Annotated in this window: 26 protein-coding genes and 2 tRNA genes; 10 read left to right on the forward strand and 18 right to left on the reverse strand. The window is 65.5% G+C overall.

The features are described 5' to 3' along the window. Nucleotides 1-68: 68 nt before the first annotated feature. From ACG97_RS12275 to ACG97_RS12350, 16 genes are all read right to left on the reverse strand, one after another. Nucleotides 69-1298, reverse strand: a complete 1230-nt coding sequence (locus tag ACG97_RS12275) for a glycosyltransferase family 4 protein (protein ID WP_047967661.1) — start codon at nucleotides 1296-1298, stop codon at nucleotides 69-71. A gap of 18 nt (nucleotides 1299-1316) precedes the next feature. Further along, nucleotides 1317-2003 (reverse strand): DUF1345 domain-containing protein, encoded by a 687-nt coding sequence (locus ACG97_RS12280; protein ID WP_047967662.1) that lies wholly within the window; start codon nucleotides 2001-2003, stop codon nucleotides 1317-1319. A 27-nt stretch (nucleotides 2004-2030) separates the two neighbouring features. Beyond that, nucleotides 2031-2468, reverse strand: coding sequence for a hypothetical protein (locus tag ACG97_RS12285; protein WP_047967663.1), 438 nt, complete (start codon nucleotides 2466-2468; stop codon nucleotides 2031-2033). Next, nucleotides 2465-3574, reverse strand: a complete 1110-nt coding sequence (locus ACG97_RS12290) for a glycosyltransferase family 4 protein (RefSeq protein WP_047967664.1) — start codon at nucleotides 3572-3574, stop codon at nucleotides 2465-2467. Before ACG97_RS12290 ends, ACG97_RS12285 begins: the two co-directional genes overlap by 4 nt. Then, nucleotides 3571-4650 carry a glycosyltransferase family 4 protein gene (locus ACG97_RS12295; protein WP_047967665.1) on the reverse strand — a complete coding sequence of 360 codons (1080 nt, stop codon included), beginning with the start codon at nucleotides 4648-4650 and terminating at the stop codon, nucleotides 3571-3573. Before ACG97_RS12295 ends, ACG97_RS12290 begins: the two co-directional genes overlap by 4 nt. After that, entirely contained in the window at nucleotides 4647-5873 is a 1227-nt protein-coding gene (locus ACG97_RS12300; RefSeq protein ID WP_047967666.1) for a DegT/DnrJ/EryC1/StrS family aminotransferase, read from the reverse strand. The genes ACG97_RS12295 and ACG97_RS12300 overlap by 4 nt, the downstream gene beginning before the upstream one ends. Continuing rightward, nucleotides 5867-6391, reverse strand: coding sequence for a DapH/DapD/GlmU-related protein (locus ACG97_RS12305; protein WP_047967667.1), 525 nt, complete (start codon nucleotides 6389-6391; stop codon nucleotides 5867-5869). Before ACG97_RS12305 ends, ACG97_RS12300 begins: the two co-directional genes overlap by 7 nt. Next, nucleotides 6384-7676: a lipopolysaccharide biosynthesis protein gene (locus ACG97_RS12310; protein WP_047967668.1), complete on the reverse strand. Its 1293-nt coding sequence runs from the start codon at nucleotides 7674-7676 to the stop codon at nucleotides 6384-6386. The genes ACG97_RS12305 and ACG97_RS12310 overlap by 8 nt, the downstream gene beginning before the upstream one ends. Beyond that, on the reverse strand, nucleotides 7673-8023 hold the full coding sequence (locus ACG97_RS12315) for a DUF3147 family protein (RefSeq protein ID WP_047967669.1): 351 nt from the start codon (nucleotides 8021-8023) through the stop codon (nucleotides 7673-7675). The genes ACG97_RS12310 and ACG97_RS12315 overlap by 4 nt, the downstream gene beginning before the upstream one ends. Then, complete coding sequence (locus tag ACG97_RS12320) at nucleotides 8024-9121, reverse strand: DegT/DnrJ/EryC1/StrS aminotransferase family protein (RefSeq protein WP_047967670.1); 1098 nt, start codon at nucleotides 9119-9121, stop codon at nucleotides 8024-8026. A 19-nt stretch (nucleotides 9122-9140) separates the two neighbouring features. Beyond that, a complete protein-coding gene (locus tag ACG97_RS12325) occupies nucleotides 9141-9710 on the reverse strand; it encodes an acyltransferase (RefSeq protein ID WP_047967671.1) in 570 nt (189 codons plus the stop codon). 1 nt (nucleotide 9711) lies between these two features. After that, the gene (locus ACG97_RS12330; protein ID WP_047967672.1) at nucleotides 9712-10770 is read right to left on the reverse strand and encodes a Gfo/Idh/MocA family protein; all 1059 of its coding nucleotides are present in this window, start codon (nucleotides 10768-10770) and stop codon (nucleotides 9712-9714) included. Between the two features lie 113 nt (nucleotides 10771-10883). Continuing rightward, nucleotides 10884-11684 (reverse strand): polyamine aminopropyltransferase, encoded by an 801-nt coding sequence (locus ACG97_RS12335; RefSeq protein ID WP_047967673.1) that lies wholly within the window; start codon nucleotides 11682-11684, stop codon nucleotides 10884-10886. After that, nucleotides 11674-12684: a tRNA 2-thiocytidine(32) synthetase TtcA gene (gene ttcA / locus ACG97_RS12340; RefSeq protein ID WP_047967674.1), complete on the reverse strand. Its 1011-nt coding sequence runs from the start codon at nucleotides 12682-12684 to the stop codon at nucleotides 11674-11676. Before ttcA ends, ACG97_RS12335 begins: the two co-directional genes overlap by 11 nt. An 85-nt stretch (nucleotides 12685-12769) precedes the next feature. Then, nucleotides 12770-13165: a dihydroneopterin aldolase gene (locus ACG97_RS12345; RefSeq protein ID WP_047967675.1), complete on the reverse strand. Its 396-nt coding sequence runs from the start codon at nucleotides 13163-13165 to the stop codon at nucleotides 12770-12772. Further along, nucleotides 13165-13914, reverse strand: a complete 750-nt coding sequence (locus tag ACG97_RS12350) for an SDR family oxidoreductase (RefSeq protein WP_053068168.1) — start codon at nucleotides 13912-13914, stop codon at nucleotides 13165-13167. The genes ACG97_RS12345 and ACG97_RS12350 overlap by 1 nt, the downstream gene beginning before the upstream one ends. Nucleotides 13915-14034: 120 nt before the next feature. Between ACG97_RS12350 and ACG97_RS12355 the strand changes: the two genes are divergently transcribed. From ACG97_RS12355 to lnt, 10 genes are all read left to right on the forward strand, one after another. Next, a complete protein-coding gene (locus ACG97_RS12355; protein WP_047967677.1) occupies nucleotides 14035-15189 on the forward strand; it encodes a class I SAM-dependent methyltransferase in 1155 nt (384 codons plus the stop codon). Nucleotides 15190-15278: 89 nt separating this feature from the next. Next, nucleotides 15279-15355: transfer RNA gene (locus ACG97_RS12360), tRNA-Met, on the forward strand. A 35-nt stretch (nucleotides 15356-15390) separates the two neighbouring features. Then, nucleotides 15391-15467: transfer RNA gene (locus ACG97_RS12365), tRNA-Met, on the forward strand. A 218-nt stretch (nucleotides 15468-15685) separates the two neighbouring features. Further along, the gene (locus ACG97_RS12370) at nucleotides 15686-16876 is read left to right on the forward strand and encodes an SEC-C domain-containing protein (RefSeq protein ID WP_156168038.1); all 1191 of its coding nucleotides are present in this window, start codon (nucleotides 15686-15688) and stop codon (nucleotides 16874-16876) included. A 466-nt stretch (nucleotides 16877-17342) separates the two neighbouring features. Beyond that, entirely contained in the window at nucleotides 17343-18677 is a 1335-nt protein-coding gene (gene miaB / locus ACG97_RS12375) for a tRNA (N6-isopentenyl adenosine(37)-C2)-methylthiotransferase MiaB (protein ID WP_047967678.1), read from the forward strand. A 3-nt stretch (nucleotides 18678-18680) separates the two neighbouring features. After that, nucleotides 18681-19022, forward strand: a complete 342-nt coding sequence (locus ACG97_RS12380; protein ID WP_047967679.1) for a hypothetical protein — start codon at nucleotides 18681-18683, stop codon at nucleotides 19020-19022. After that, on the forward strand, nucleotides 18992-19981 hold the full coding sequence (locus tag ACG97_RS12385; protein ID WP_369793044.1) for a PhoH family protein: 990 nt from the start codon (nucleotides 18992-18994) through the stop codon (nucleotides 19979-19981). Before ACG97_RS12380 ends, ACG97_RS12385 begins: the two co-directional genes overlap by 31 nt. Beyond that, entirely contained in the window at nucleotides 19968-20477 is a 510-nt protein-coding gene (gene ybeY, locus ACG97_RS12390) for an rRNA maturation RNase YbeY (protein WP_047967681.1), read from the forward strand. Before ACG97_RS12385 ends, ybeY begins: the two co-directional genes overlap by 14 nt. 9 nt (nucleotides 20478-20486) lie before the next feature. After that, entirely contained in the window at nucleotides 20487-21329 is an 843-nt protein-coding gene (locus ACG97_RS12395) for an HlyC/CorC family transporter (protein ID WP_047967682.1), read from the forward strand. Further along, on the forward strand, nucleotides 21330-22844 hold the full coding sequence (lnt, locus tag ACG97_RS12400) for an apolipoprotein N-acyltransferase (protein WP_047967683.1): 1515 nt from the start codon (nucleotides 21330-21332) through the stop codon (nucleotides 22842-22844). It abuts the gene before it with no gap. 80 nt (nucleotides 22845-22924) lie between these two features. On the opposite strand, the gene ACG97_RS12405 is transcribed toward lnt, so the two are convergent. Both ACG97_RS12405 and ACG97_RS12410 read right to left on the reverse strand, forming a co-directional pair. After that, nucleotides 22925-24565: a methyl-accepting chemotaxis protein gene (locus tag ACG97_RS12405; RefSeq protein WP_047967684.1), complete on the reverse strand. Its 1641-nt coding sequence runs from the start codon at nucleotides 24563-24565 to the stop codon at nucleotides 22925-22927. Nucleotides 24566-24762: 197 nt separating this feature from the next. Continuing rightward, nucleotides 24763-25059 (reverse strand): aldehyde dehydrogenase family protein, encoded by a 297-nt coding sequence (locus ACG97_RS12410; RefSeq protein WP_047967685.1) that lies wholly within the window; start codon nucleotides 25057-25059, stop codon nucleotides 24763-24765. Nucleotides 25060-25063 lie beyond the last annotated feature (4 nt).

The raw sequence follows: 25063 nt of genomic DNA on the forward strand, positions 1-25063 counted from the left end.
TGCCGGTTTCAAATCCCCGGATACCGGTTCCCCGGATGCGCTGCGCTTTTCCGGGCTACAGGCGGTTTTCAGCGGAGGCCCTGCAAAAAGCGTCTGGCCAGCACCGCGTAGTCGTGTTTTGCCAGCACGTAAGCCTTGCCGGCGGCGCCCATGCGGCCGCGCTGGTTCGGCGTCAGCGCCGCCATGCGCTGCAGGCCGTCGGCGATTGCCGCCGCGTCTTCCGCCGCCACGCTGATGCCGGCGCCGGCATCCATCACCATGTCGTTGCCGGCCTCCACCGAATGCAGCACCGGCTTGGCGGCCATCAGGTAGTCGAACAGCTTGTTGGGGTTGATGCCGAAGCGGTAGATCGGCAGCTTGCGCCAGCCGATGTACAGCGCGTCGCACTCGGCCAGAAACGCCGGCACCGCGCGCTTGGGGATGGACGGCAGGAAGCTAACGTTATTCAGCCCCAGCTGCTGCGCCTGCGCCTGCAGCGCCGCCTTGTCCGGACCGTCGCCGACCAGCACGATGTGCACGCCGCTATCCTGCGGCAGCTGGCTGGCCGCCTGCAGCAGGAAGTCCAGCGCGTTGGCCAGGCCGTGGCCGCCGGCATAGCCGACGATGAAGCGCTTGTCGGCCTTCAGCTGCGCCAGCTGCTGGCGGTGTTCGGCCGGCAGCGGCTCACTGGCGCCCTGCCACTCGGCGACGTCGACGCCGTTGGGAATCACCACGTATTTTTCCGGCGCCATGCCGTGCTCAAGCATGTAGTCACGGGCGCACGGAAGCATCGACACCACGGTGTCGGCCTTGCGGTAGCCGAAGTCCTCCGCCCACTGCAGCAGGCGGATGAACGGATGCTTCGGGCTCATGCCGCCCACCTCCACCGGCGTCAGCGGCCACAGGTCGTGCACCTCGTAGACCAGCCTGGCGCCGGTCTTGCCGGCGATGAACGCCGCCGGCACGGTATCCAGCGGGTAGGTGGACGACGCGATCACCACGTCCGGTCGCCACGCTTTGAGGTAGCGCCCGGACAGACCCATCACCCGGCCGAGGAAGCGGAAGATGTTGATCACCCGCTTCAGGCCGTTGCCTTCGTAGCTGGGCGTCTTGCACCAGGTGTAGCGGATGCCGTCGATGTCCTCGTCGGCGTAGTTGGCCGCAAGCGTCGGGTTGTGCTGGCGCAGGTGCGAGTAGTCCGCCGCCACGATGTGGACTTCGTGGCCGGCCTTCACCCATTCACGGGCCAGGTAGTAGGGGCGGAATTCCATGCCGTGCCGCGGGCTGCCGGCGTAGTGATTGATGTAGAGAATGCGCACGTTATCGGGTCTGTTCGGTTAAGGGGTCAGCGACATCAGCCCGGCGGCGATGTTGATCATCAGCGCCAGCACCGTGGTGTTGAAGGCAAACGACAGCATGCAGTGCAGGGTGCCGATGCGGCGCATCGCGCGCGAGCTGAGCGCGACATCCGCGGTCTGCGCCGAGGTGCCGATCACCACGGAAAAGTAGAAAAAATCGCTGTAATTCGGGGTTTCCTGGCCGGGAAAATCCAGCCCCGGCGGCTGGCGACGGTGTCGCGCCAGAAAATAGCTGTGCGCGTAGTGCAGCGCGAACATGGTCTGTGTGAACAGCCACGAGGTGACGATGGTCAGCCCGCTCAGCGCGATATGGCCGAGGCGCTGCACGCCGCCCAGCGGCCGCGCCAGCGACAGCTCGACCACGATCGCCAGCAGGCACACCAGCGCCGACAGCACCACCAGCAGCAGCAGCACGTGGCGGCCCTCGTCCTGCACCTGCGCGTGGCGGTGGATCTTGTCGTCGTCGCTCTGCCGCATCATGTGCGCGGCCAGCAACAGGTACAGGCAGGCGCCGCCGTTCCAGCCGACCAGAAAGGCGGTCAGCGGCGGCATCGGGCTGAACCACGGCGCCAGCCGCGCCAGCAGCACGCCAAACAGGATGGCAACCAGCAGGCGCGGATGGGCACGCAGCAGGCGCAGCGGCAGGCTGGTATGGGGTCGGTTCATCGCAGGCTCCCGCTCAGGCACGACGGTTCACGGTTCCAGCCCGGCGCCGCGCTGCATGCGCTTCCAGTCGTTGCGGGCAAACCACACCCCCAGTATCGACCAGATCATGCCGTCGCTCATCAGCCGTTCCGAGGTCGGGATCGCGCCGCTGTAGGCCCAGTTCATGCCCACCATCAGGCAGGCCAGCGCCATGCCCTTGCTGGCGAGGCCATAGGCGAACAAGAAGCGCAGCTGGCCGCCGGCGGCGACGCGGCGCCAGCGCGCGTAGTCGTTGTCGCGCAGCTTCGCGAACCAGGCGTTGCTGCGCAGCTGCCAGATCGCGTACACCATCGCCACCACCAGGTGGGTGGCGACATTGCCCAGCGTCAGCGGCATGTCGTACAGCCCCCAGTGCAGCAGGGTAAACAGCAGGCCCAGCGGCAGCGACACCAGCAGCAGGGTTTGCGGGGCGGTTTGCCAGTTCATGTTGTCTCCTCCAGCTGGCGGTACAGCGCCAGCAGTTTGTCGCCCTCGGCGGCCCAGCTGTATTTGGCCAGCACCGCGCGCTTGCCGGCCTCGCCCATCGCCTGCGCGCGCGCGTCGTCGGCCAGCAGCGTGGCGATGGCGTCGGCGATGGCGCGCGGGTCCTGCGGATCGACCAGCAGGCCGCAGCCGGCGTCCTCGACGATGCCGCGCCACAGCGGGAAATCGCTGGCGATCACCGGCATGCCGGCGGCCATGTATTCAAACAGCTTGATCGGCAGCGACTCGACGTAGCTCGGCGTCGGCAGCAGCGTCACCAGCCCGATCTTGCTGGCGGCCAGCACCTCGGCCACGCCGGCACGATCCAGCACGCCCAGATCGTTGACGCGGCTCCAGCCAGCCTCACGCACCAGCCGGGCTTTCAGGTCCGGCTCGCTCCAGATACCGGCCAGGTTCAGCCGGGTATCGGAATCCGGCAGCGCGGCGATGATCGGCTCGATGCCGCGGGTACGGCTGATGCCGCCCAGGTAGCAGGCCTCGTTGCGGCGACTGCTCCACGGCGTGTCGCGCACCAGCTCGGCCAGGATCGGATAGTTGCAGACGTCGATGCTGCGGCGCGCGCCGGCACGCGCAAAGCGCTCGCGGATCACCGGCGTGGCGGCGACGATGGCGTCGAAACGGCGCGCGGCGTAGTCCTCCAGCGTCTCCACCCCGCGCGACACCCACGGCCGCGCCATGCCCGGTATCCAGTGCTTGGCCAGCACCTGGCGCGGCACGTCCTCGTGCACGTCGTAGACGATGCGGATACCGGCCTGCTGCAGGCGCAGCGCGGCAGGGATCAGCTCCGGGTCGTGGAAGTGCGCGACGTCCGGCATCAGCGCCAGCGCCTTGTCGTACACCCGCTTCACCGTGCCGGTCATGCGCGACAGGCGGCCGCCGGATTTGGCGCCGACGTCGTGCAGGCGCACGTCGCGGTTGATCTCGTCGCCCAGCCCGTCGGCGACGATCAGGTGCACCTCGTGCCCGGCAGCGGCCAGCGTGGCGCACTCCTTCACGAAGATACGGATGTCGTGGCGCGGGTGGGCGCTGCTGAGATGGGCAATTTTCATTGGCGGTTTCCTTCTGGCAACGCCAGCAAATCACGGTAGATGTCGGCAAAACGCTGCATATTGGCTTGGTGCAGGCCTTTTTCCGCCACCAGCCGGCGGCTCAGCGTCACCGCTTCCGCCAGCTGTGCATCGTCGGCGGCACGCAACAGCTGCGTTTTCAGCGCGCTGCCGAGGCGCGCCACGTCCTCGACGATGGCACCGTTGATGCCGTCCAGCACCCACTCCAGGTTGGCCGGCAGGTTGGACAGCAGCGGCAGGCAGCCGTGGCCCATCGCTTCCAGCAGGCTGATGCTGGTGGCGTCGCTCTTCGGCACGCTGACGAACACGCGCGCGTCGCGGTACAGCCCGGCCAGCACCTCCGGCGCGACAAAGCCGGTGAAGTTCACGCGGCCAAGACCGAGCCTGGCGGCCAGGGTCTTGAGGTTTTCCGTCTCCTCGCCGCTGGCGGCCACGGTCAGCGACCAGCCGGCAAAGCGGGCGTCGGCTTCCACCTCCGCCCAGGCGCGCACGATGCTGTCGATACGGTATAGCGGTTTGTGCAGGCGGCAGGACAATACCTGCAGCGGCTTGGCGGCGATGTCCGGCGCCGGCGGCAGCGCATCCATGCCGAAATTGAGCACGTCCATGCGGCGGATCGGCGCCAGCTCGCGGCACACCGCCGCCATGTTGAGCGAGTCGCTGGTCACCGCGCTGGCGGCGGCAAGGTTGGCCGCAACCAGGTGCTTCATGAAACGGTTCTGCTGCGGCAGCAGCAGCACGTCCGAGCCCCAGCAGGTCAGCAGCCACGGCAGCTTGCGCCCGGCCAGCGCGCGGCGCGCGTGCCACGCCACGCTGTTGGCCTGGTGCACGTGCACGATGTCGGGCTGTATCGCATCGATCAGGCCCGCGATCTTGCCGGCGGTGGCCAGCGCCTTGAGGCTGAAATCGACGGTCAGCACGCGGCCAAGGTTGGCCGCATGGTAGCGCGCCGGCAGCTCGCCACTGGTGACGAGGTGGATTTCGTCCACGTGCGGCGCGATGCCGGCGAGGTAGCGGAAGGTGTGCACCGAGGCGGAGCCGATCAGCAGCAGTTTCATGCGGGGTCCTTGTGCTGGCGCAGCAGCTCGGCCAGCGCCCGGCTCAGCCGCGCCAGCTTGCGTTCCAGCTGCGCGTCGGCGGCGACGGCGATGTTCATCGGCAGGTTGAGCACGCTGGCAGCCAGCCGCTCGCCGTGCGGCGCGCTGCCGGCGACATAGCCGTGGCGGAAGGCGCCGGCGGGGTGGATCACGTCGTCGAACCACACCCCGATATTCAGGCCGCTGGCGGCGGACAGCCGGCGCGCCAGTGCCGCCTTGTCGGCCACCGCGAACGGCAGCGCGAACGGGTAGCGCACCCAGTGCGTGCCCTGTGGCGCCGGCCACTGCTGCAGCTGCGGCAAGGCGGCCAGCGCGCGCTGGTAGCGGACGGCCAGTTGCTGCTTGTGCGCGATGGCAGCCGTCAGCGTCGGCAGCTGGCGGCGCAGCAGCACCGCAGACAACAGCGGCATCGCGCGGGCCGGATGCGGCTCGCCGCGCGCCACTTCGCCGTCGCCGGAGCGGTAGACCATGCCCAGCCGTCGTACCGCGGCCATGGTGCAGCGCCCCAGCAGCGGCCAGCGTGCGCTCAGCAGGTGCGCCTTCAGCGTCGCTGCCAGCCGCCACTCGTCGCCGCAGGGCAGCTCCGGCAGCGCCGCGGGCGGCAGCTCGCTACCGGCCGGCAACAGCGCCATGCCGCCGATGCCGCCGGTGAGGTTTTTCGAGTATTCGAAGCTGAAAAAGGCGCCGTCGTGGTAGGTGCCCAGCCACTGCCCGTCGCACTTGGAAGCAAAACCATGCGCGGCGTCGTCGACAAAGCGCACGTGGCGCTGTTTCTCGCGCAGCCAAGTCGGCACCTCGCAGGCGATGCCGAAGTTGTGCGGCACCACCACCACGCGGGTACGCGGCGTGATGGCGGCTTCCAGCGCCAGCCAGTCGAAATTGAGGCTGTCGCGACCGACATCGACAAAGCGCAGCGTGGCGCCGGTCGGCGGCACCTGGTTGGGCACCACCACGCAGGTGAACGCCGGCACGATGACCTCGTCGCCCGGTTCTACGCCATGCAACTGCAAAAGCGCGGCAAAGGCGGCACGGCCGCTGTCGAGCAGCACGATGCGGCCAACCTCGACCTCGAACAGCTGCGCCAGCTCGATGCGCAGCGCGGCGCGGTGATGGCGGCGGCCAGCGAGCATGGCCGGGAAGGCGGACAGGTATTGCCAGATACTCAGCGAATTGGCGGTCAGCATAGCGCCCTCACCTTTCTCGCTGGCTGGCCGGCGTACAGCCCGCCCGGTGCCAGCTCGCCCTTGACCACGCTGCCGGCGGCGACCACCACGTTGTCGCCGATCACGGTGCCGGGCAACACGATGACGCCGGCGCCGATGAACACGTTGTTGCCGACGCTGATGTCGGCATCGCTGTGGCAATCGACGAACGCCGTCGCCGTCACGTCGGCGGGGATCGCGTTGCTGTGACAGAACAGCATGCAGCGCGGGCCGATGGCGACGCGCGCGCCGATCTGCAGCCGGTTGTCGCCGATCAGGCAGTAGAAATGCGGAGCGATATGGCTGTGCGCACCAAGCGCCAGGCGGCCGGCGCCGTGCGTCAGCACCTCGCCGCCCCAGTACAGCCGGGCGTGCTCGCCCAGCTGCAAGGCCGCCGGCACCACACTGACCGAAGGGTTGACCCGCGCCGAAGCGGCGAGGCGGGCACCGCGCCACACCAGCCACTGGCGCCACAGCAACAACAGCACGCGCTTAAACATCGGACCTTTCCCGCAGCCGCAGCAGGCGGAATACCCACGCCAGATACGCCGCAAAATAGAGCGTCATCACCACCGCCATCACGCTAAACGCCAGCATGGCGTCGCGCCCGGCGACATACACCGCGGCAAACACCGCCAGATTGACGATGACGCCGCACAGCACAAACAGGAAGGACGCGCGCTGGCGGCCGATCACCATCGGCACCATGAAGGCCGGGCCGACGATGAAGGCGGCGGCGAAGTACGGCGCCAGGTTGGCCGCAATCTCGCCGGCGCCCAACCACGGCGCGCCGAACACCAGCGCGAACAGCGGCCCGCCCCACAGCCCCAGCACGCCGAACGGCACCACCGACAGCGCCGCCAGCACCAGCACCGCACGCTTGAGCAGGCCGGACAGCGCGCGGCCGGATGCCGCCGCCTCAGCCAGATCGCGGAACACCACCTGCGCCACCGCCTGCCCCACCAGCGCCGCCGGCAGTTTCAGTACCCGCAACACCAGCGCGTACTGGCCGACGATGGCGGCGCCGGACAGCGCCGACAGCAGCGCCAGCATCAGCGAATCCTGGAACGCCACCACGAAGGCGTGCGGCGTGTTCACCAGCGGGAATTCGCGGTAACGCCGCGCCTCGCTCAGCAGCGCGGCACGATCGTGGCCGCGCAGCCACGGCAGGCGCGCCGCGACATCGGCACGCGCCAGCGTCAGCAGGGCGATGGCCTGCCCGGCCAGCTGCGACAGGATCAGCCCGCCAGCGGCAAGGCCGGACCAGCCGGCCGCCACCTGCAGCAGCGACACGCCCAGCGACTGCACCACCCGCCCCTGCGCATTGGCTGCGTAGCGGCGCTGGCGGTTGTTCCACGCCGTCCACGCCGCCACCGCGCCGGCCAACCACACCCCCAGCGGCAGCAACGGCAGCCACGGCGCCAGCTGCGGCGCGCCGAGCAGGCCGGCGATGGCGGCGTGCCACGGCCAGAACAGCGGCAGGGTCAGCAACAGCAGGCCGGTATTGATCGCCAGCGCCAGCAGCATCAGCCGCGCCGCTTCCGGCTCGGACTTGGGCAGCACCACCGCCATGTCGTAACGCGCGGTGGCGATCACCGCCAGATTGGACAGCCAGGCGACGAACACCGCCAGCACGCCGAAATCGGCCGGCGTGTACAGTCGCGTCAACAGCGGCGCAAACAGCAGCGGCAAGGCCTGCGCCAGCGCCGCGCCGCTGGCCAGCGTCGCCACATGGCGCATGAAGCCGCCTGCGGCCAACCTTTGACGCAGCACGCTCAAGCTCATAACAGCTGGATACCGGCCAGCCGCAGCAGCCAGGCGAAGGCGGCAAACAGCAGCATGGTCAGCAGCACGCTGGCACCCAGCGCCAGCCAGAAGCCCAGCCGCGCCTGCAGCCAGGGAAAGACCAGGAACATCGGCAGCGTCGGCAGCACGTACCAGAAGGTATACCAGGCGTGGTTAGCCACCTTGGCTTCCGGCTGCCGCTCCAGATGCAGCCAGATCAGCGTCAGCACCGTCACCAGCGGTAGCGACGCCAGCAGCGCGCCCAGCTTGTCGCTGCGCTTGGCCAGCTCCGACACCAGCACCACCATGGCGGCGGAAACCAGGTACTTGAACGCCAGATACGCCACTTAGCCCAGCGCCTTTTTCACCGCGGCGACGATGGCATCCTGCGTCGCCTCGTCGAGGAACGGGTGCATCGGCAGGCTCATCACGCGACGGCCGGCGGCTTCGGCCAGCGGGAAGCTGCCCTCGCCCTGCCCCAGATCGGCGAACGCCGGCTGCAGGTGCAGCGGGATCGGGTAGTGCACCGCGGTCGGCACGCCCAGTTCCTGCAGCGCCTTCTGCACCGCGTCGCGGTGGTCCACCTCGATGGTGTACTGCGCGTAGACGTGGCTGTTGCCGGCGGCGATCACCGGCACGCGCGCGACATCCTTCAGCAATTCGCTGTAACGCGCGCCGATGCGCTCGCGTGCCACCACTTCGTCCTGGAAGCTCGGCAGCTTGGCCAGCAGCACGGCCGCTTGAATCGTATCCAGCCGGCCGTTGAGGCCGATCACCGGGTGGTGGTAGCGGCGGTCCTGGCCGTGTATGCGGATCTCGCGCATTTTCTTCGCCAGCTCGTCGTCGTTGGTGAACACCGCGCCACCGTCGCCGTAGCAACCCAGCGGCTTGGACGGGAAGAAGCTGGTGGTGCCGATGGTGCACAGGTTGCCGGAGCGCTTGCCGTGCTGGCTGGCGCCGAAGCTCTGCGCGCCGTCCTCGATCACCGCGATGCCGTGCTTGGCAGCAATGGCGTTGATGGCGTCGAAATCGGCGCACTGGCCGTACAGGCTGACCGGCATGATGGCGCGGGTGCGCGGCGTGATCGCCGCTTCCAGCAGCGCCGGATCGAGGTTGTAGGTCAGCGGGTCGATGTCGACGAACACCGGCTTGGCGCCGAGCAGCGCGATCATCTCGCCGGTGGCGATGAAGGTGAACGGGGTGGTGATCACCTCGTCGCCGGCCTTCACGCCCAGCGCCATCAGCGCGATCAGCAGCGCCTTGGTGCCGTCGCAGACGCCGATGGCGTGCCTGGCGCCGGTGTAGGCGGCGAGCTGGTCTTCCAGCTGTTTCACCTCCGGCCCCATGATGTACTGGCCGTGGTCGAGCACCGCGTGGATGCGGGCGTCGATGTCGCTTTTCAGGTGCTGGTACTGTGCTTTCAGATCGATGAACTGGATGGACATGGTGTCACTCTCAACAGGGTCAAAGCGGCGTGCAGTGGTTGCCGCCGATATCGTAACGTTGGCCGCAGGCGTCGCAGTCGTGCTCGCCGATGCTGTCCGCCAGCCGCTCGCCGCACTGGCACATCCAGCCGATGCGCTTGGCCGGGGTGCCGACCATCAGCGCGTACGGCAGCACGTCGCGGGTCACCACCGCGCCGGCGCCGATGAAGGCGTACTCGCCGACGGTGTGGCCGCAGACCACGGTGGCGTTGGCGCCGATGGTGGCGCCGCGTTTCACCACCGTGCGGCGGTATTCGTTCTTGCGGCTGACGTGGCTGCGCGGGTTGTTGACGTTGGTGAACACCATCGACGGGCCGCAGAACACGTCGTCCTCCAGCGTTACCGCGTCGTAGATCGACACGTTGTTTTGCACCTTGACGTTGTCGCCGATGATCACGTCGTTGCCGACGAACACGTTCTGACCGAAGGAGCATCGCGCGCCGATGCGCGCCTGGCTGCAGATGTGCACCCAGTGCCAGACGCGGGTGTCGTCGCCGATCACCGCACCGTCGTCGACGATGGCGGTGGGATGAACGGTATGGGCGGCCATGTCAGTACTCCAGCGGCAGGCTGACGCGACGGCCGTCGCGCGCCGACAGGTAGATGCCGACCAGCAGTTCCAGCGACTTCAGCCCTTCGCGACCGTCGGTTTCCGGCTCCGCCTCGCCGCGCATCACCTGGATCACGTTGTCGTAGTACAGCGGGTGGCCGAAGCCGTAGACGCTGGTGGTGGCATAGCTGGCGGCCTTGATGTCGTCGTCCATCGCGTGCGGCGCGGCGAATTCCCAGTGCTGGATCTCGTTGACGGCCATGCCGCCGATGCGCACGGTGCCCTTCTCGCCGAGGATGGTGATCGAGCCTTCCAGGTTTTTCGGGTAGGTCAGCATGGTCACGTTCATGCTGCCCAGCGCGCCGGAGCGCCACTTCAGGCTGACCACGCCGCTGTCTTCCACTTCGATGTCGCGCTCCATGGTGGCGGTGTAGGCCTGCATGCTCTCCACCGGGCCGATGATCCAGTCCAGCAGGTCGACGTAGTGGCTGGCCTGGTTCATGAACGCGCCGCCGTCGTATTCCCAGGTGCCGCGCCAGTCGGCCTGGTCGTAGTATTCCTGCGGCCGGGTCCAGAACACGTTGACGTTGACCATGTAGATGCGGCCGAAACGCTTTTCCTGCACCGCACGCTTGAGCAGCTGCAAGGTGGCGTTGCGGCGGTTCTGCTTGACCACGAACAGGCGGCGGCCGGCCTGGTCGGCGGCCTTCACCATCGCCACGCCGTCCTGCCAGCGCGTCGCCATCGGCTTCTCGGTCATCACATGGAAGCCGGCGGCGAAACAGTCCATCGCCTGCTGCGGGTGCAGGCCGGACGGGGTGGTCAGGATGATCACGTCGGCGTCGCTGGCCTTGAGCAGTGCGGCCAACGTTGCGTGGCCGCGGGCGCCGGTGCGCGCCACCGCGGCGGCCAGTGCCGCCGGGTCGGTGTCGCAGACATCGGTCAGCTCGGCGCGGTCGGCGTGCTGTTCCAGCGCGCCGAAGTGGTTGTTGGCGATGCGGCCGCAGCCGATCAGGGCGAAGCGGATCTTGCGGTCGGTAATGCTGTCGTAAGCAATCATTTCAGTCCTTTCCCGCTGCGGCGTGCTGCCGCAGGCTTTGCCCGTCGCGCAGGCGGCGGGCCCAAAATAGACAAGGGCCGCACGTGGCGGCCGGATCCGTGGCGCGCAGGCGCTCAGATCAGCAGACGGTTGTTGCTGTGCAGGTTGGCCTCTTTCAGCCGCTTCACGAATTCGCCGAATTCCAGGCCGAAACGGCCTTCCAGTTCGTCGGCCTTTTTCGCCAGCGCGTCCCAGCCGGTCAGGCTTGGTGGCTGTTTGAACGCCATCACCGCCATATTGCCGTGGGTGGCGGCCGGCAGCTCGATCACGCAGCCACCGAAGGCGGCCAGCAGGCGTTCGAGGAAGCTTTGATAACGCTTGTCGCCGCTCCACCAGTTGGTGACGAAGATGCCGTTGGCAGTCAGCGCGCGCTTGCAGTCCTCGAAGAATTCTTCGGTGGTCAGGTCGGCGACGATCTGCTGGCCGTCGAAACCGTCGACCATGATCACGTCGGTGGATTCGCGGAACATCTTGATGTAATCGGCGCCGTCGGCCTCGACGATCTCGAAGAAGTCGCCCTCCGGCGGCAGCTGGAAGAACACCCGCGCCACGGCGACCACTTGCGGATTGATCTCCACCGCCACGCTGATCGCGTCCGGCAGGTACTCGTCGATGAAGCGCGCCAGCGAACCGCCACCGAGGCCGATCTGCACGATGTGGCGCGGGTCGTCGTTCCACAGCAGGAAGGCCATCATCGCGCGGGTGTAGGTCAGCACCAGGTCCGCCGGATCGTCGAGATCCATCGAGCTCTGGATGGTGGCCGAGCCGAGGTGCAGCGAGCGGATGTTGTCGCTCTCGGAGATGTCCACGTCCGGCAACGCGTCCTGGCTGTTGCGCACGCGGCGGCGGAACGGGTGTTGTGCTTTACCCGCCACGGCTGTCTCCCGTCTGGCTGTCGGCCTTGGGGCGCGAATCGAGAATGCTGATGGTGCGACGGGCGGGGGCGGCGGGCGTTGCGGCCAACGTGGCGGTGTCGTCGTCGTCCGCGCTCGCCAGCGCGACCGGATCGCGGAACTCTTCCTTGTCGAAGGCGGTATCGCCGCCCTCGAACGGGCTGTCGCCGGTCTTGAGGCCGGCAAAGTCGAACAGCTTGCTGTCGGCCAGGTGCGACGGCACCACATTCTGCAGCGCGCGGAACATGCTCTCGACGCGGCCGGGGAAACGCTTGTCCCAGTCGTTGACCATCTCCTTCACCACCTGGCGCTGCAGGTTGGGCTGCGAGCCGCACAGATTGCACGGGATGATCGGGAATTCGCGCAGCTGCGCGTAGCGTTCCAGATCCTTCTCGCGGCAGTAGGCCAGCGGGCGGATCACCATGTGGCGGCCGTCGTCGGACACCAGCTTCGGCGGCATCGCCTTCAGCTTGCCGCCGTAGAACATGTTCAGGAACAGCGTGTGCAGCATGTCGTCGCGGTGGTGACCCAGCGCGATCTTGGTGGCCCCCAGCTCGTCGGCGACGCGGTACAGGATGCCGCGGCGCAGGCGCGAGCACAGGCTGCAGGTGGTCTTGCCTTCCGGGATCAGGCGCTTGACGATGCTGTAGGTGTCTTCCTCGATGATGCGGTACTCGACACCGATGGATTCCAGATACTGCGGCAGCACGTGCTCCGGGAAGCCCGGCTGTTTCTGGTCGAGGTTGACCGCCACGATGCTGAAGCTGATCGGCGCCGACTTCTGCAAGCCCAGCAGGATGTCCAGCAGCGCGTAGCTGTCCTTGCCGCCAGACAGGCAGACCATCACGCGGTCGCCCTCTTCGATCATGTTGAAGTCGTTGATGGCGTCGCCAACGTGGTGGCGCAGGCGTTTGGTGAGTTTGTTGCCTTCGAACTGGGCCTTTTTGGCCTTGTCGTCGGCAAGTTGCAGCGTGTCGGACATGGAGGACGGCTAAGAAATTGAAAAACAGGCGATTTTAACGTCAAACGCCTGTCCGTTGCCACACAATCCGCCCTTGTTCACCCGCTCAGTCGGCCAGCCATGCCCCCTGTTGCCGCAGCGCCTGATACTCGTCGCGACTGAGGCGCAGGCGGCAGCCGACACCGGCGCTGTCCGGGTACACGTCCGGCTTGCAGGTTTCCACCAGCACACCGATCACCTCAGGATGGCCGAAGGCGATGTCGACCACCTTGCCGAGCAGGTATTCCTGGGTCTCGAACACGCGGTCTTTCACCAGCGCCAGCGTCTGCAGCCGCAGGTAGTCGTAGTCCAGCACCAGCGCGATGTCGTCGCGCGGCGGCACCATGCGCGTCACCTGCAGCACGATGTTGAGCTGCATGCGCTGGCGCACGCCGCGCTCGAAGTCATGGATGCCGATGAAGCAGTCGAACACGAAGTCGCGCAGAAAGATTTCGGCCAGCATCACGCCTCCACCGCAAACATCACGTCGCGCGCCAGCGGCAGCAGGTGCTGGCCGTCGTCCACGGTCAGCACCTGGCCGGTGATCTGCACCGCCTCGGCCAGAAAGTGCACCGCCTCCGCCACCGATTGCGGGCGGGTGCCCTCGCCCAGCGCCGTCATGCGGTGCGCGCGGGCGAAGTTGTCCGCCGTCTGCTCGCCGCTGAGCAAGGTCAGCCCCGGCGCCACGCCGTTGACGCGCAGGTAGGGCGCCGCCGCCATCGCCTGCAGGCGGATGCTTTCCTTCAACGCCAGCTTGGACAGGGTGTAGGAAAAATAATCGGGATTGAGATTGAACAGCTTCTGGTCGAGGATGTTGACCACGCTACCGCGCGCGTCCTGCTGTCGCAGCCACTGCCCGAACGCCGCCGCCAGCATCAGCGGCGCGCGGAAGTTCACCGCCAGCTGGCGGTCGAACGCCGCCGGCGACAGCTCGAAGAAACCGTCCTCCTCGAACAGCGCGGCGCTGTTGACCACGCAGTCCAGCCGGCCGCAATCGGCCACCACCTGCGCGATAAGGCCGGCGAAGTCGGCGTCCGCCACCAGCAGGTCCAGCCCGTAGCTGCGTGCCTGCGGCAGGCGGGCGACAAGGTTGGCCGCATCGCTGGCCGAGTGGTGATAGTGCACGCACACCTGCCAGCCCTCTGCGGCAAACCGCTCCGCCATCGCCTGCCCCAGCCGCTTGGCGCCACCGGTAATCAACACGACTTTCATCTGTCCTCCCGCCATCCGTTTCCCGCCGTTCGCGCCCCTGCCGGCAACACACGCGCGGCACGGCGCAAAAGCTGCATGATATATACTCGCCGGCAATTTCACTGACAAATCTTAGCCGCCATGAGCCTGCCAGAACCCTCTGCCGACGCCCTCGCCACCAGCCACGCGCTCAGCCACCGCATCGCCGCCGACATCGCCGCGGCCGACGGCTGGATTTCCTTCGCCCACTTCATGCAGCAGGCGCTGTACGCGCCCGGCCTCGGCTACTACGCCGCCGGCAGCCGCAAGTTCGGCGCCGACGGCGACTTCGTCACCGCGCCGGAACTGACGCCGCTGTTCGCGCAGACGCTGGCGCGCCAGCTGGCCGAGCTGCTGCCGCAGACTGCCGGCAACATCATGGAGTTCGGCGCCGGCACCGGCCGCCTCGCCGCCGACCTGCTGCTGGCGCTGGACGCGCTCGGCTGCGCGCCGGCGCAGTACTTCATCGTCGACCTGTCGCCCGACCTGATCGAACGCCAGCGCGACACCATCGCCCGCCTCGCCCCGGCGCTGCTGCCGCGGGTGCAGTGGCTGGCGGCGCTGCCGGAAACCTTCGACGGCATCATGCTCGGCAACGAGGTGCTGGACGCGATGCCGTGCGAGCTGGTCGTCCGCCAGCAGGACGGCCGCCTGCAGCAGCGCGGCGTCACCATCCGCGACGGCGCCTTCTGCTTCGACGACCGCGACTTCGGCGACGCCACGCTGGCCGCGCTGGCCACCGAGCTGGTGCCGGACATCCCCGGCTACGTCACCGAAATCAGCCTCGCCAACCGCGCCTTCATCCACACCCTGGCCGGCGTGCTGCAACGCGGCGCCATCCTGATGATCGACTACGGCCACAACGCCGGCGAGTACTACCACCCGGAACGCAGCATGGGCACCCTGCTCGGCCACTACCGCCACCACACCATCCAGGATCCGTTCTACCTGCCCGGGCTGATGGACCTGACCACGCACGTGGATTTCAGCGCCGTGGCGCAAAGCGGCCTCGATGCCGGCCTCGACCTGATCGGCTACCTCAGCCAGGCGCAGTTCCTGATCAACGCCGGCATCACCGAGCGGCTGTCGTTCCTGGATGCGGCCAACGTCAAGGACTACCTGCCGGTAGCCAAGGCGGCGCAGCGCCTGCTGTCACCGCAGGAAATGGGGGAAACCTTCAAGGTGATCGGCTTTGGCAAACAGGTGGCCATCGACTGGGTCGGCTTTAATAGCGGCGACCGCTGCTACACCCTGTAAGCGGCGCCAGGCCACTCCACGAAAAATAGTTGACACCCGGAAATCTGCTGCGTATAGTCAGCGGCCTTGATGCCTAGGCATCGAGATGTGGCGAATTAGCTCAGTCGGTTAGAGCGACGGAATCATAATCCGCAGGTCCGGGGTTCGAGTCCCTGATTCGCCACCACAGTTTACCGGGACGGTGCCACGGCAAAGTCTCACGGCGAATTAGCTCAGTCGGTTAGAGCGACGGAATCATAATCCGCAGGTCCGGGGTTCGAGTCCCTGATTCGCCACCAATAGTTTTAAGGGGTTACGTGTAAACGTAACCCCTTTTTCGCGTTTTCTCAGCATTTGCACAATTCCACAAAATTTCCGTTTAGCCACTACCGCAACTCAACTGAGGACCCGGAGATAGACGCGCCTGCAACGTCCCCTTGAAGCCTTTCTTCGTATGAGAAATGCCATTAGACTGCAGCCTGCGCCCTTTTAAAGACTGAAATCAGAGGTAATGGACATGCCAGACCTGCTTCAGAACCATGACGATTTTATAAAGGCAGTGCAGTTCGCTGGAATGATGAACTCGTTGAATGCTGTTGAGAAACCACTCGATACCTATGGACCGTGCTGGTGCGGTTCTGGCAAGAAGTGGAAGTTCTGCCACAAAGACCGTGACAAGAAGGCCTCAATGTCGTTCGGCCAAATACAGGCCAAAAGCATGAAGTTCTACGAGACCGGCCCCTGTCAGCATCCGTCGGCGTCTGCAGAAAGCTGTTCAACACCTTCATCTATCCAATCTCACACTATTCAGCGTCGAGGTGGACTCGCTTCTATTGCCGAGAATGGTCATGTATATTCAACCAAGAAGGCATTCCAAGAGATTGAAAAGAGGCAAGGTCAAATTGACATGGCAAAGATCGGCGTAGCCAAAGCATCAACATTCCCTGGCTTCTGCAGCCGCCATGACACTGAGCTTTTTCGACCTGTGGAACAGGCAGACTCAATCTTGGACGCTTGGAATGGATTTCTACTGTCGTTTCGTGCCGTAACCTATGAGCTCGCCACGAAAGGTGCCCAATTGAGGTCCTATATTGCCATGCGAGACTTCATAGACTACGGACAGCCCTTCAACCAACAAGCAGCAATTCAGAACTTACTGCACCACCAGCAACTCGGAATCCAGCAAGGGCTGGAAGATGTTTCGGGTTTGAAGGCAATGTACGACAGCGCCTTCCTAAAACAAGATCTCAGCGGCTTCAGCTTCTATGGCATTAAATTTGACCAGGCTTTGCCATTCGCCGCCGCAGGTGCCTTCATGCCGGAGTTCGACTTTTCAGGAAAACAACTTCAAAGGCTAGGTACAGGTCGGACCGCAAACCAGATCGCGTTGAACATCACGCGGCTAGGCAACGCAACCTGTGTTGGTTTTGGATGGTTTGGTGGGCCGAACTGTGCTGCTGCGCAACTCGTGCAATCGTTTAAGGCGCTACCGGACACCGACAAATCCAACGCGGTGCTAATCCTGTCAATGGAGCATCTGGAGAATTTCTTCTGCACCCCAAGTTGGTGGGAGGGGCTATCTCCACAGGTTAGCGCACGTTTGCACGAGAAGATCGCAGGCGGGTTGCCTACTCGTTCACCGACTGCACTTGTAGAAACCGGAATGCGAGTGGTTTCAGGTGAAATCGAGAGCATCTTTGAGATCTAGGATTTGCCTTAGCGATGCGTCAGCTTAGAGTCGCGGGCAAAATAGCCAAGACGGCAATGAGTTAATTACAAACCTTCAGCCATCTCATGCGCTCTGCCGGAGGGGAGCAGGAATCTGTTCCACAAAGATTCTGGAACCTACCCAATACTAGTTCCAAGCATCTATTGCTTTAGCTTTTTGCGAAAAAACAGCATAAACCAATGATTTATTGTATTTTTTCCAAGCAATCATAATCCGCAGGTCCGGGGTTCGAGTCCCTGATTCGCCACCAGTTTAAAAGCCAGCAGAAATGCTGGCTTTTTCCGTTTCCGCGCCGGCGCCCGTCCGGCCCGCGACATCCCCAAGCCCTGCCAGCCGTGTTAAAATCGGCGCAAGCTATTCATTTGCCAGCAAAAACCGTTCGCAAGCCCGTGGCCGCTTGCTTTGGCGGCCCCTGCTGGCATTTCTCATTTACAGTGTGCCCAGCATGAAAAAGGTTTACATCAAGACGTTCGGTTGCCAGATGAACGAGTACGACTCCGACAAGATGGTCGACGTGCTCGGCAGCAGCGAAGGCATGATCAAGACGGAAAACCCGGAAGACGCCGACGTGATCCTGTTCAACACCTGCAGCGTGCGCGAGAAGGCGCAGGAAAAGGTGTTCTCCGATCTCGGCCGCATCCGCCCGCTGAAAGAGGCCAATCCCAACCTGATCATCGGCGTCGGCGGCTGTGTCGCGTCGCAGGAAGGCGACACCATCGTCAAGCGCGCACCCTACGTCGACGTGGTGTTCGGGCCGCAGACGCTGCACCGCCTGCCGGAGCTGATCAAGAGCCGGCAACAAAGCGGTAGCGCCCAGGTCGACATTTCCTTCCCCGAAATCGAGAAGTTCGACCACCTGCCGGCAGCCAAGGTCGACGGCGCCGCGGCGATGGTGTCGGTGATGGAAGGCTGTTCCAAGTACTGCTCGTTCTGCGTGGTGCCCTACACCCGCGGCGAGGAGGTGTCGCGCCCGTTCGATGACGTGCTGACCGAGATCGCCGGCCTGGCGGCACAGGGGGTGAAGGAAATCACCCTGCTGGGCCAGAACGTCAACGCCTACCGCGGCCTGATGGCCGACGGCGAGATCGCCGATTTCGCGCTGCTGCTGGAGTACGTGCACGAGATTCCCGGCATCGAGCGCATGCGCTTCACCACCAGCCACCCACGCGAATTCAGCCAGCGCATCATCGACTGCTACGCACGCCTGCCCAAGCTGGTCTCGCACATCCACCTGCCGGTACAGAGCGGCTCCGACCGCACGCTGATGGCAATGAAACGCGGCTACACCGCGCTGGAATACAAGTCCATCATCCGCAAGCTGCGCGCCATCCGCCCCGAGCTGTGCCTGTCGTCGGACTTCATCGTCGGCTTCCCCGGCGAGACCGAGGCCGATTTCGAGGCGACGCTGAAACTGGTGAAAGACATGGCCTTCGATTTCAGCTATGTGTTCATCTACAGCCCGCGCCCCGGCACGCCGGCGGCCAACCTTGCCGACGACACCCCGCACAGCGAGAAGGTGCGCCGCCTGGAAGCGCTCAACGAGGTGATCGAGGCTGAAGGCTTCCGCATCAACCAGGGCATGCTCGGCAGCGTGCAGCGCGTGCTGGTGCAGAACATCTCGAAGAAGGACCCGTCGATGCTGGCCGGACGTACCGCCAACAACCGCGTGGTCAATTTTGTCGGCCAGCCACGGCTGATCAACCAGCTGGTCGACGTGGTGATTACCGAAGCCAACCCGCACTCGCTGGGCGGCGAACTGCTGCTGCGTGAAAGTGACTGAACCATGCGCCTGCTGCTTGTAATCTTGCCCCTGCTGGCCGCCTGTGCCAGCCTGCCACCGGCCGATCCGGCGACCATGGACTGCGCGGCGCTGACGCAGGCGCTTGCGCAAACGCGGCAGCAGCTGCAGGATGAGCGACAGGCGCCACGCAGCCCGGTGCAGCTCAATATCGGGCTGGGCGGCGCCATCGGCAGCCACGGCAGCGCCGGTATCGGTTTCGGCGTGCCGCTGGGCACCGCGCAACCGGATCCGCAGCGCATCGCCGGGCTTGAACACAGGCTGCTGCAATTGCAGCAGCGATACCAGCAACGGCAATGTCCGCCCCTGACGACCACCAGTCCATGACCGAAGCCCACAGCAGCCACAGCTTTACCCCTGTCGACAACGAACGCCTGTCCCGCCTGTGCGGCGCACTGGACGAGAACCTGAAACAGATTGAAACCGGGCTGGATGTCAGCATCCAGCGCCGCGGCGAGCAGTTCAGCCTGCGCGGCGAGCAGGCCGGCCGCGCGCTGGGCCTGCTGCAGCGTTTCTATGCGCTGGCGGAAAAACGCGAGCTGTCGGTGCAGGACATCCAGCTGGGACTGGTCGAGGCACGGCAGGATAACCCGCAGGACGGGCTGGACGACACCCCGACCCTGCACACCCGCCGCCGCGATCTGAAAGGCCGCACCCCGCGCCAGAGCCGCTACATCCAGGCCATCTTCAGCCACGACATCACCTTCGGTATCGGCCCGGCCGGCACCGGCAAGACCTATCTCGCCGTCGCCTGCGCGGTGGACGCGATGGAGCGCGACGCGGTGAAACGCATCGTGCTGGTGCGCCCGGCGGTGGAAGCCGGCGAGAAGCTGGGCTTTTTGCCCGGCGATCTGGCGCAGAAGGTCGACCCCTACCTGCGCCCGCTGTACGACGCGCTGTACGACCTGATGGGCTTCGACAAGGTCGCCAAGCTGTTCGAGAAGAACCTGATCGAGATCGCGCCGCTGGCCTATATGCGCGGCCGCACGCTGAACAACGCCTTCATCATCCTCGACGAGGCGCAGAACACCACGCCGGAACAGATGAAGATGTTCCTCACCCGCATCGGCTTCGGCTCGCGCGCGGTGATCACCGGCGACGTGACCCAGATCGACCTCGCCCGCCACCAGAAGAGCGGCCTGGTCGAGGTCGAGCGCATCCTGAGCCAGGTGCGCGGCATCCATTTCCACCATTTCCAGAGCGACGACGTGGTGCGCCACCCGCTGGTGCAGAAGATCGTCGACGCCTACGACCGTTACCAGATCCAAGAAGATGAAAACCGCTAAACGCAATCAAGTGCTGCAAAGGTTGGCCGCACGGCTGGACCTGACCCTCGAAGACCGGCTGGAAGCCGAACAGGCGTTGCCGGAAGGCAAACAGTGGCGCCGCTGGTGCCAGGCCGCTCTGCAACGCGACGTGCACAAGGCCCAGATTTCGCTGGTCGTGGTGGACGAGGCCGAAGGCCAGGCGCTGAACCGCGACTACCGCGGCAAGGACTACGCCACCAACGTGCTGAGCTTCGCGCTGAACGAGGGCGACACCGTCGCCGGCATGCCGCTGTTCGGCGATCTGGTGTTCTGCGCCCCGGTGGTGGCACGCGAGGCCGCCGAGCAGGGCAAGAGCCTGGACGCGCACTACGCCCACCTCACCGTGCACGGCATGCTGCACCTGCAGGGCTTCGATCACGAAGCCGACGACGAGGCCGAGGCGATGGAAGCGCTTGAAACCGTCATCCTCGGCAAGTTAGGCTATGCCGATCCTTACGCCGCAGAGAAACCCTGACCCGACACCATGGACGATTATTCCAGTAAACCCGCGCCCAACTGGTTCGAGCGCCTGCTCAACCGCTTTACCCACGAACCGGAAGACCGCGAAGAGCTGGTTTCCCAGCTGCATGCCGCCTTCGAACGCAATGTGCTGGATGCCGAAGCGCTGTCGATGATCGAAGGCGTGCTGTCCTTCTCCGAGCGCACCGTGCGCGAGGTGATGGTGCAGCGCAGCCAGATGGACGTGATCCGCCTGTCCGAGCCGATGGAAAAGCTGCTGACGCACGTGATCGAGGCCGGCCATTCGCGCTTCCCGGTGATCGGCGAGGACAAGGACGACGTACAGGGCATCCTGCTGAGCAAGGACCTGCTGCGCTACTTCCTGACGCCCAACGATTTCGACCTGCAGAAGACGCTGCGCCCGGTGGTGTTCGTGCCGGAGAGCAAGCGCCTCGACGGCCTGCTGCGCGAGTTCCGCGCCACCAAGACGCACATGGCGATCGTGGTCGACGAATACGGCGGCGTGTCCGGGCTGATCACCATCGAGGACGTGCTGGAAGTGATCGTCGGTGACATCGACGACGAACACGACCTGATCGAATCGGAAGACGACATCGTGCCGGTGCGTGGCGAGCGCTACCGCGTGCTGGCCACCACCAGCATCGACGACTTCAACGACTTCTTCGAGTGCGCGCTGCCGGACGACGAGGTCGACACCATCGGCGGCCTGGTCACCGCCAATCTCGGCTACGTGCCGGTACGCGGCGAGGGCCTGCAGTTGCAGGACTGGCACTTCACCGTGATCCGCGCCGACAGCCGCCGGCTGCAGGCGCTGCTGGTCGAGCGCCGTCCGCAGGCAGCACGCTAGATGCGGCGTACCCTCGGCTATTTGCTGCTGGTGCTGCTGGCCGGCGCCGCCACCGTGTTCGCCTTTGCCCCCTATCGTCTGTTCCTGCTGATGCCGCTGCTGCTGGCGCTGCTGCTGGAACTGGTGCAACGTTGGCCGCAACGCGCCTTCCTGCTCGGCTACGGCTGGGCGCTGGCCGCCTATACCAGCAACTTCTACTGGATCTACATCAGCCTGCACGACATCGGCGGCATGCCGGCGCCGATGGCCGGCGTCATGACCTTGCTGCTACCGGCCTGGCTCGCGCTGTTCCCGGCGCTGGCAGTGTGGCTGGCCTGCCGCATCGGCACCAACAGCGCCAGCCGCTGGCTGCTGCTGTTCCCGGCACTGTGGACGCTGGGCGAGTGGCTGCGCAGCTGGATGCTGACCGGCTTCCCGTGGGGCGCCATCGGTTACAGCCAGATCACCGAGAGCCCGCTCGCCGGCCTGGCCGCCGTCACCGGCATCCACGGCGTCACCTATGCCGTGGCGCTGTCTGCCGCCATCCTCGTGCTGCTGCCGCGCTGGCGCCCCCTGCCGCAGCTGGCGCTGCTGGGGCTGGCCACCGCGCTGTGGGGCGGCGGCGCCTGGCTGCAACAGCAGCAGTGGACCCAAGCCAGCGGCAAGCCGCTGGCGGTGTCGCTGCTGCAGGGCAATATCCCGCAATCGCTGAAATGGGATCCGGCCACCTTCGAGCTGACGCTGAGCACCTACTACCGCATGGTGGCCAGCGCGCCACCGTCCGACCTGCTGCTGCTACCGGAAACCGCGCTGCCGGTGTTCCTCGACGACCTCCCCTCCGGCTACCTGACCATGATCAACGGCGACGCCAGCCGCCGCCAGGCGACGCTGATCACCGGCATTCCGCGCCGCACAGACGACGGCAGTGGCTATCTCAATGCCGTGGTGGCGCTGAACGATCCGGCGCAGCCGTACTACGCCAAGAACCATCTGGTGCCGTTCGGCGAGTTCATCCCGCTGCCGGCGGTGACCGGCTGGATCTACCGTTTCATGGACATGCCGCTGTCCGGCTTCAGCCGCGGCGGCGACAGCCAGGCCCCGCTGGCGGTGGCCGACCAGCGCATCGCCTTCAACATCTGCTACGAGGACGGTTTCGGCGAGGAACTGATCGGCCCCGCCGCCGGTGCCACCATGCTCGCCAACGTCAGCAACCTGGCCTGGTTCGGCAGCAGCAACGCGATGAGCCAGCAGTTGCAGCTGTCGCAGGCACGGGTACTGGAAACCGGGCGCCCGATGCTGCGCGCCACCAATACCGGCATGACCGCGGTGATCGATGCCAGCGGTGAGGTGCAGACCGTGGCGGCGCCGGACACGCGGCAGACGCTGACGGCACGGGTACAGGGCCGCAGCGGGCTGACGCCATACATGCGCTACGGCAATGCGCCGGTGTTATGGGGCTGCGTGGCGCTACTGCTGGCCGGCATCGCACTGCACGGCTGGCAACGTTACCGCCGCCAGTTACCGACCGCGGCATGAACAAAGCCCGACGCGCTGCGTCGGGCTTTTTTATTGCACACAAGGTTGGCCGCAAGCCTGCGGCCAACCTTGTCGTCTCGTCACACGTGGAAGCGCGACACCATCTGCCGCAGATTGCCGGTCAGGCCGTGCAACTCGCCGATGGCACCGGAGGTGTGACCAGCGGCCTCGGCGTTCTGTGCCGCCGCCTGCGCGATCTGCTCGACGTGGCGGGTGATCTCCTCGCTGGCGTGGCCCTGCTCCGACAGTGCCTGCGAAATGTCGTTCACCACCGCCACCACGCCGCCGGCGCTGTCACGGATCTGGCGGATCGACTCGCCGCCCTTCTCCGCCAGAGCCAGCCCGGATTTCACCCGCTCCACCGCCTCTTCCATATTGCTGCGCGATGCCTCGGAGCCGTTCTGGATCTCGCGGATCATCACCGCGATCTCCTGCGTCGCCTGGCCGGTGCGCTCCGACAGCTTGCGCACCTCGTCGGCAACCACGGCAAAGCCACGGCCCAGCTCGCCGGCCCGCGCCGCCTCAATCGCCGCGTTTAGTGCCAGCAGGTTGGTCTGGTCGGCGATGTCCTTGATCACCTGCATGATGGTGGAGATGGTCTGCGTCTTGCTGACCAGGTCGCCGATGGTCAGCGCCGCCTGATCCACCGATTCGTTGATGCGGTGCATCTCGTCCACCGCGCGCGAGATCACCTCGCCGCCGCTGTGCGACAGCTGGCCGGAGCTGGCCGATACCGCGTGCGCGTGGCTGGCCAGTTCGGAAATCTGCTTGATGCTTGCAGTCAGCTCCTCGATCGAGGCAGCCATGTCGCTGGCGGCGCGGCTTTGCTGCTCAGAGCCGGTGGCCACCGCGGTGGCACTGCCGGAAATATTGCCGGCCATGCCGGTCAGGCTTTGGCTGCTGTCGGCGATACCGCCGACCAGTTCGCGCAGGTGCTGCTGCATGTCGGCCACCGCCGCCAGCAGGCTGTCCTTGTCGCTGGCCGCCACCGGCACCGCGACATTGAGCTGGCCCTGGGCGATCTGGCGCACCACGTCGCGCGTCAGCGCCGGCTCGCCGCCCAGCTGCTGCATCACGCTGCGGCGGGTCAGGTAGCCGATCAGCACCACCAGCAGCAGCGCGACAAATATCTCGGCAAACAGCAGCAGCGCGGTATTGCGCAGCGCCAGCGCCACGTCGTCAAGATAGATGCCGGTGCCCACCACCCAGCCCCACTTGCCGCTGGTAGCGAGGTAGGACAGCTTAGGCTGCGGCTGGTCGAAACCCGGCTTGTCCCACACGTAGGACACGAAATTGCGGCCGTTGCCGTCGCGCACCGCTGTCTCGAACAGCTCGCCAAGGTTGACGCCGGTCGGATCCTTGATGGTTTTCAGGTTGGTACCGGCCAGCTGCGGCTTGGCGCCGTGCGCCACCCACACCCAAGCGGGGTCAAAGGCAAAGAAATACTCGCGCTCGTCGTAGCGCATGCTGTTGAGTACGGTAATCGCCTGCTGCTTGGCATCAGCCTCGGACAGCTTGCCAGCAGCGGCCATCTCCTCGTAGCCCTTGATCAGGGTGACCGCGCTCTCAACCAGATTACGCACCTTGGCCTCGCGGTCGGCGTACAGCGAGGCGCGCTCGAAGTACAGCGTGATGCCGCCGATGATACAGAGCAGCACCGCTACCAGTACCACCTGCAATTGCAAACGTCGCCTCAATGACATCGTTCCCTTACTGCTCATCGCTACTCTCCTTGTCGTTTTATGTCGCCGTGTGGGCCGGCGTGCTTATTTAGTATCACTTTATGTAAACCACCACTAGAGCAATTGCCCTTTTTAAAGCATTTAACCAGAAAAAAGTCTGACCTGGGCCGGGCAAAACAGCGATAGCGGGTAATCCCTCATCCGGAACCGGGTTACCTCATACCTCATCGTCGCCATCACCAATTCGGCGCATAGTTATCCGGACAGCGTGTGGTCATGGTCTGCATACGGCGAGAGAAGCCTCCCTTAGGGCCGTGCCCGTGCTGGTCGCCGAACAGTGACGCCACGCCGCCAAAGCGGTGGCACGTCATCGGCAGCGGGATCGCTAGATCGACCCCGATCATGCCGACCTGGATGTGGCCACCTAACTCGCGCGCTACCGTCACGGGGCGGGTAAAGATGTTGCTGTCGCTGCCATACTGGTGCGCGTTGAGCAGCGGCACCGCACTATCGAAATCGGGCAGCCGTGCCACTCAC

Origin of the sequence: Vogesella sp. EB (genome assembly GCF_001037925.1) — a bacterium.
In the GTDB taxonomy this organism is placed as follows: Bacteria; Pseudomonadota; Gammaproteobacteria; order Burkholderiales; family Chromobacteriaceae; genus Vogesella; species Vogesella indigofera.

What these genes read in the sequence shown, in the direction of transcription:
- ACG97_RS12405 (WP_047967684.1), bottom strand. Translation starts at nt 24,565, where the DNA reads ATGAGCAGTAAGGGAACGATGTCATTGAGGCGACGTTTGCAATTGCAG.
- ACG97_RS12330 (WP_047967672.1), bottom strand. Translation starts at nt 10,770, where the DNA reads ATGATTGCTTACGACAGCATTACCGACCGCAAGATCCGCTTCGCCCTG.
- ACG97_RS12325 (WP_047967671.1), bottom strand. Translation starts at nt 9,710, where the DNA reads ATGGCCGCCCATACCGTTCATCCCACCGCCATCGTCGACGACGGTGCG.
- miaB (WP_047967678.1), top strand. Translation starts at nt 17,343, where the DNA reads ATGAAAAAGGTTTACATCAAGACGTTCGGTTGCCAGATGAACGAGTAC.
- ACG97_RS12320 (WP_047967670.1), bottom strand. Translation starts at nt 9,121, where the DNA reads ATGTCCATCCAGTTCATCGATCTGAAAGCACAGTACCAGCACCTGAAA.
- ybeY (WP_047967681.1), top strand. Translation starts at nt 19,968, where the DNA reads ATGAAAACCGCTAAACGCAATCAAGTGCTGCAAAGGTTGGCCGCACGG.
- ACG97_RS12345 (WP_047967675.1), bottom strand. Translation starts at nt 13,165, where the DNA reads ATGCTGGCCGAAATCTTTCTGCGCGACTTCGTGTTCGACTGCTTCATC.
- ACG97_RS12290 (WP_047967664.1), bottom strand. Translation starts at nt 3,574, where the DNA reads ATGAAAATTGCCCATCTCAGCAGCGCCCACCCGCGCCACGACATCCGT.
- ACG97_RS12350 (WP_053068168.1), bottom strand. Translation starts at nt 13,914, where the DNA reads ATGAAAGTCGTGTTGATTACCGGTGGCGCCAAGCGGCTGGGGCAGGCG.
- ACG97_RS12370 (WP_156168038.1), top strand. Translation starts at nt 15,686, where the DNA reads ATGCCAGACCTGCTTCAGAACCATGACGATTTTATAAAGGCAGTGCAG.
- ACG97_RS12305 (WP_047967667.1), bottom strand. Translation starts at nt 6,391, where the DNA reads ATGTTTAAGCGCGTGCTGTTGTTGCTGTGGCGCCAGTGGCTGGTGTGG.
- ttcA (WP_047967674.1), bottom strand. Translation starts at nt 12,684, where the DNA reads ATGTCCGACACGCTGCAACTTGCCGACGACAAGGCCAAAAAGGCCCAG.
- ACG97_RS12310 (WP_047967668.1), bottom strand. Translation starts at nt 7,676, where the DNA reads ATGAGCTTGAGCGTGCTGCGTCAAAGGTTGGCCGCAGGCGGCTTCATG.
- ACG97_RS12395 (WP_047967682.1), top strand. Translation starts at nt 20,487, where the DNA reads ATGGACGATTATTCCAGTAAACCCGCGCCCAACTGGTTCGAGCGCCTG.
- ACG97_RS12355 (WP_047967677.1), top strand. Translation starts at nt 14,035, where the DNA reads ATGAGCCTGCCAGAACCCTCTGCCGACGCCCTCGCCACCAGCCACGCG.
- ACG97_RS12300 (WP_047967666.1), bottom strand. Translation starts at nt 5,873, where the DNA reads ATGCTGACCGCCAATTCGCTGAGTATCTGGCAATACCTGTCCGCCTTC.
- ACG97_RS12285 (WP_047967663.1), bottom strand. Translation starts at nt 2,468, where the DNA reads ATGAACTGGCAAACCGCCCCGCAAACCCTGCTGCTGGTGTCGCTGCCG.
- lnt (WP_047967683.1), top strand. Translation starts at nt 21,330, where the DNA reads ATGCGGCGTACCCTCGGCTATTTGCTGCTGGTGCTGCTGGCCGGCGCC.
- ACG97_RS12385 (WP_369793044.1), top strand. Translation starts at nt 18,992, where the DNA reads ATGTCCGCCCCTGACGACCACCAGTCCATGACCGAAGCCCACAGCAGC.
- ACG97_RS12380 (WP_047967679.1), top strand. Translation starts at nt 18,681, where the DNA reads ATGCGCCTGCTGCTTGTAATCTTGCCCCTGCTGGCCGCCTGTGCCAGC.
- ACG97_RS12295 (WP_047967665.1), bottom strand. Translation starts at nt 4,650, where the DNA reads ATGAAACTGCTGCTGATCGGCTCCGCCTCGGTGCACACCTTCCGCTAC.
- ACG97_RS12280 (WP_047967662.1), bottom strand. Translation starts at nt 2,003, where the DNA reads ATGAACCGACCCCATACCAGCCTGCCGCTGCGCCTGCTGCGTGCCCAT.